Genomic DNA, 4,845 nt, shown 5'->3' with positions numbered 1-4,845 from the left:
TCGCCCCGGCCGGTGAGGCGGTCGCCTGATGGCCGCGCGGGAGGCTTCGGCCGGCGCCAACGGCCTGAGCATCGGGCTCGCGGCGCGGCTGGCGCTGCGCGAGCTGCGCGGCGGGCTCTCGGGCTTCTACATCTTTCTCGCCTGCGTGGCGCTCGGCACCGCCGCCATCGCCGGGGTCAATTCGGTCTCGCAGATGATGACCGGTTCCATCGCCTCGGAAGGCAAGACGATTCTCGGCGGCGACATCCGCTTCGAGATCGACAACCGCGACATCGGCGAGGCCGAACGCGCCTATATCGACGGGCTCGGCGCCGTCTCCGCCGGCGTCAACCTGCGCACCATGGCGCGCAAGCCTGACGGCTCGGACCAGTCGCTGGTCGAACTGCGCGCCGTGGACGGCGCCTATCCGCTCTATGGCGGCTTCGAGACCGTGCCGGCGATGCCGGCCGGGGCGGTGTTTGCCGAACAGGACGGGGTCCATGGCGCGGCGGTCGCGCAGATCCTGCTCGATCGCCTCGGCATGGCGGTCGGCGACACGCTGCTCGTCGGCCAGGCGCGGGTCGAGGTCCGCGGCGTCATCGCCACCGAGCCGGATGCGCTCTCGGAAGGCTTCGGCTTCGCGCCGCGGCTGATGCTGTCGCGCGAAGCCCTCGACAGCGCCGGGCTGATCCGGCCGGGCAGCCTGGTCGAATTCAGCTACCGGGTGCGGCTCGACGATGCGGCAGGCGACCGCGATCTCTCCGCCCTGCAGCAGCAGGCCAGCGAGCGCTTTCCCGACGCCGGCTGGCAGGTGCGCACCAGCCGCAACGCCGCCCCGGCGCTCACCCGCAACATCGAGCGCTTCTCGCAGTTCCTCACCCTGGTCGGGCTGACGGCGCTGATCGTCGGCGGCGTCGGCATCGCCAATTCGGTGCGCGCCTGGCTCGACGGCAAGCGCGGCGTCATCGCCACGCTCAAATGCGTCGGCGCGCCATCGAGGCTGGTGGTGGCGATCTATCTCATCCAGGTGATGCTGATCGCGGCGCTGGGTGTGGTGCTGGGGCTGGCGCTCGGAGCGGCGACGCCGTTCCTTGCCGCCAGGGCGCTGTCGGGCGTCATCCCGGTCGCCGTGACCGCGTCGGTCTACCCGGTCTCGCTGGCGATCGCCGCGGGCTTCGGCCTGCTCACCGCGTTTGCCTTCGCGGTGCTGCCGCTCGGCCGCGCCGGCGAGGTTCCGGCCACGGCGCTGTTCCGGCAGCAGGGCTTCGAGACCGGCGGCCTGCCGCGCTGGCCCTATCTTCTGACCGCGGGCCTCACGCTCGCGGCGCTCTGCGGCTTCGCCATCTGGTTTGCCGATGACCGCCAGATCGCCGGCGTGTTCGTCGCCGCCGTCGTCGCGGCCTTCGCCGTGCTGCGGCTGGTGGGGTCCGCCGTCCAGCTCATCGCCCGGCGCTGGCCGGCCGTGCGCTCGACGCCGCTCAGGCTTGCGATCGGCAACATCCACCGGCCGGGCGCGCTGACGCCGTCGGTGGTGCTGTCGCTGGGGCTGGGCCTGGCGCTGCTCGTCACGCTGGCGCTGATCGACACCAATCTCAGGCGCGAACTGTCGGGCAACCTGCCGGAGCGGGCGCCGAACTTCTTCTTCGTCGACATCCAGGCGAGCGAGATCGAGGGCTTCGACCGGGTTGTCTCGGAGCTCGCGCCCGGCTCGAAGATCATCAAGGTGCCGATGCTGCGCGGCCGCATCACCGCGCTCAACGGGGAAGAGGTCAACGCCGAAAACGTGCCCTCGGAGGCGCGCTGGGTGCTCCGCGGCGACCGCGGCATCACCTATGCGAAGAACCTGCCGGAAAATTCGCGGCTGGCGGAGGGCCAATGGTGGGCGCCCGACTACGAGGGCGAGCCGCTGGTGTCGTTCTCTGCCGAGGAGGCGCGCGAGATCGGCCTCGGTCTCGGCGACACCGTCACCGTGTCGGTGCTCGGACGCTCGATCACGGCGCGGATCGCCAATCTGCGCGACGTCGAGTGGGAATCGCTGTCGATCAATTTCGTCATGGTGTTCTCGCCCAACACCTTCGCCGGCGCACCGCATTCCTGGATGGCGACGATGAGCGATCCTGCGGCGGACGCCGCACTCGAGGCCGAGATCCTGCGGGCCGTCACCCAGGCCTATCCGACCATCACCAGCGTGCGGGTCAAGGACGCGCTGGAGCTCGCCAACCGGCTGGTGGGCCAGATCGGCATCGCCATCCGCGCCGCGGCGCTGGTGGCGCTCGTGGCCTCGGTGCTGGTGCTCGCCGGCGCGCTCGCCGCCGGCAACCGCTCGCGCATCCATGACGCGGTGGTGCTCAAGACATTGGGCGCCACGCGCGCCACGCTGATCCGCGCCTATGTCTATGAATACGGCCTGCTCGGGCTCGCCACGGCGGTTTTCGCGCTCGCCTTCGGCGGCGTGGCCTCCTGGTTCGTGGTCGCCCGGATCATGACGCTGCCGTCGGAATTCATGCCCGACATCGCGCTGGCGACGCTCCTGGGCGCGCTGGTTCTCACCGTCGGCATCGGCCTGGCGGGCACCTGGCGGGTGCTCGGTCAAAAGGCCGCACCCGTGCTGCGCGAGCTTTAGACCTGCATTTGCAGGAACATTAAGCAATTGCATAGGTTTCCGGACAATTTGGACCCGGTCAGGCCTTGTCGTGGCCGCAGTTCATCCTCATATTGCTGGGCAGGCATGCTGGAGCCCCGCAGCGGCGCCTGGGTCTATACCCGACACCGTAGTTAACTCCGGGGCTTATAAAGAGGAAAACATGGCTGACTTTCGCAATTCGAATGTCCGCGTAGCGAATGGCGCCCAGGCGGGCGTTGCCATCGATGAAGGCCTTCGCGCCTACATGCTGCGCGTCTACAACATCATGGCAATGGGTCTGGGCATCACCGGTGTGGCCGCCCTCGTCGTCGCGATGTATGCAACCACCAATGATCCGGCCAACGCCGTCGCCACCCTCGGCAACGGCAAGATGCTGACCAATCTCGGCGCCGTGCTCTACGGCTCGCCGCTCAAGTGGGTGGTGATGCTGGCTCCCTTAGCGATGGTGTTCTTCCTGAGCTTCCGCATCGAGAAGATGAGCGTGTCCGCCGCGCAGACCACGTTCTGGATCTACGCCGCGATGATGGGCGTGTCGCTGTCGTCGATCTTCCTGGTCTTCACCGGGTCGTCGATCACGCAGACCTTCTTCGTCACCGCCGCCTCGTTCGGCGCGCTGTCGCTCTACGGCTACACCACCAAGAAGGACCTGTCCGGCATGGGCTCGTTCCTGATCATGGGCGTGTTCGGCCTGGTGATCGCGATGGTGGTCAACATCTTCCTGCAGTCCTCCGCGCTCGAATTCGCCATCTCGGCGATCGGCGTGCTGATCTTCGCGGGCCTCACCGCCTACGACACGCAGCAGATCAAGGAAATGTATTACGAAGGCGACGGCCAGGCCACCGCCGGTCGGAAGGCGATCATGGGCGCGCTGCGGCTCTATCTCGACTTCATCAACCTGTTCATGTTCATGCTGCAGTTCCTGGGCAACCGCGAATAGCCTGCACGGACAGTTCACTGAAAAAGGCGGTCTTCGGGCCGCCTTTTTTGTGGGCGGCGGCTTCCGCGCCGCAGGTGCGGGAGCGGTAGTGACAAGAATCCGGCTTGGCGCTACACCAGCTTCCGAACCCTCCTCACCCCGGATCCCCACGCCGATGATCATCCGCGACGCCACCCAAGCCGACCTGCCCGCCATCACCCGCATCTATGCCGACAGCGTGCTTCACGGCGTGGCGAGCTACGAGCTCGTCGCTCCCGACGAGGCCGAGATGGGGCGGCGGATGGCGGCGATCACGAAGGACGGCTATCCCTATCTGGCGGCGGAGGACGACGCCGGCGTGCTTCTGGGCTACGCCTATGCTTCGGCCTTCCGCACCCGGCCGGCCTACCGCTGGCTGGTGGAGGATTCGATCTATCTGGCGCCCGAAGCCCGCGGCAAGGGCGTCGGCGGGGCGCTGCTCGCGACGCTGATCGCGCGCTGCGAGAGCCTCGGTTTCCGGCAGATGGTGGCGGTGATCGGCGGCGCGCACCCGGCCTCGATCGCGGTCCACCAGAAGGCGGGCTTCACGAGCGCCGGCATGATCCGGGGCTCCGGCCACAAGCACGGTCGCTGGCTCGACACGGTGTTCCTGCAACGCCCGCTCGGCGAGGGCACCGCCACAGACCCGGATCCGGCGAGCTATCCGGGAACCCTGTTTGCCGGCTAAGTTCGGGGACAGTTTACTTTTTCGGCCTCGCCCGAAAAAGTAAACTGTCCCCGACCTGCCGACCTGCCGACCTGCCGCTACCTGACCAGCCGCGGCGCCTTGTCGAAATATTTGAGCACGACATCGAGCTCGTGGCCGCGCTTGAGCACCAGGCCCGATCCGGAAATGATGGCGAAGGCGCCCTGCTTGCGGGCGCGGGACGGGTCCTTCTCGATGCGGTAGAGCGGCACCTCGCTGGTGCGGCGGAAGGCGGAGAACACCGCCCGGTCTCTGAGATGGTCGATGGCGTAGTCGCGCCACTGGCCCTCGGCCACCATCCGGCCGTAGATCCTCAGGATCAGGTCGAGTTCGCGGCGCTGGAAGGTCACCGGCTCGGGCGTGGTGCGGCGGCGGAGCTCGGCGAGATCCACGGCCGCCGAAGCGGCGCCTGCAGCCGAAGCGCCCCGGTTCGCGGAAAAATCCGCGCCGTCAGTCATGAGAGGGACCGCAAATCAGTGCTCATCGGCCCAGTTTGCCTGAGGCAGGCTCAAATTCAAGCGCGGAGGGCGATTTTTTCGGCGGCCCGCTTGTCTTCGCCTG

Annotated in this window: 4 protein-coding genes; 3 read left to right on the top strand and 1 reads right to left on the bottom strand. The window is 67.9% G+C overall.

Going from position 1 to position 4,845, the window contains the following annotated elements; genetic code table 11:
* The first annotated feature begins 28 nt into the window (after nt 1–28).
* The 3 genes from LL06_RS21350 (at nt 29) to LL06_RS21340 (ending at nt 4,266) form a co-directional block, all read left to right on the top strand.
* Entirely contained in the window at nt 29–2,602 is a 2,574-nt protein-coding gene (locus tag LL06_RS21350) for an ABC transporter permease (RefSeq protein WP_052161802.1), read from the top strand.
* 181 nt (nt 2,603–2,783) lie between these two features.
* Complete coding sequence (locus LL06_RS21345) at nt 2,784–3,560, top strand: Bax inhibitor-1/YccA family protein (protein ID WP_035531635.1); 777 nt, start codon at nt 2,784–2,786, stop codon at nt 3,558–3,560.
* Between the two features lie 154 nt (nt 3,561–3,714).
* Nucleotides 3,715–4,266: a GNAT family N-acetyltransferase gene (locus LL06_RS21340; protein WP_035531633.1), complete on the top strand. Its 552-nt coding sequence runs from the start codon at nt 3,715–3,717 to the stop codon at nt 4,264–4,266.
* 77 nt (nt 4,267–4,343) lie between these two features.
* Here LL06_RS21340 and LL06_RS21335 read toward each other — a convergent pair whose 3' ends face one another.
* Nucleotides 4,344–4,742 carry a DUF2794 domain-containing protein gene (locus LL06_RS21335; RefSeq protein ID WP_035531631.1) on the bottom strand — a complete coding sequence of 133 codons (399 nt, stop codon included), beginning with the start codon at nt 4,740–4,742 and terminating at the stop codon, nt 4,344–4,346.
* Between the last annotated feature and the right edge of the window lie 103 nt (nt 4,743–4,845).

The organism is Hoeflea sp. BAL378 (genome assembly GCF_000759435.1).
Classification (GTDB): domain Bacteria; phylum Pseudomonadota; class Alphaproteobacteria; order Rhizobiales; family Rhizobiaceae; genus Hoeflea.
This window is presented reverse-complemented; position numbering and strand designations above follow the sequence as displayed.

Coding starts and splice junctions, on each gene's coding strand:
- LL06_RS21350 (WP_052161802.1), top strand. CDS start 29: ATGGCCGCGCGGGAGGCTTCGGCCGGCGCCAACGGCCTGAGCATCGGG.
- LL06_RS21345 (WP_035531635.1), top strand. CDS start 2,784: ATGGCTGACTTTCGCAATTCGAATGTCCGCGTAGCGAATGGCGCCCAG.
- LL06_RS21340 (WP_035531633.1), top strand. CDS start 3,715: ATGATCATCCGCGACGCCACCCAAGCCGACCTGCCCGCCATCACCCGC.
- LL06_RS21335 (WP_035531631.1), bottom strand. CDS start 4,742: ATGACTGACGGCGCGGATTTTTCCGCGAACCGGGGCGCTTCGGCTGCA.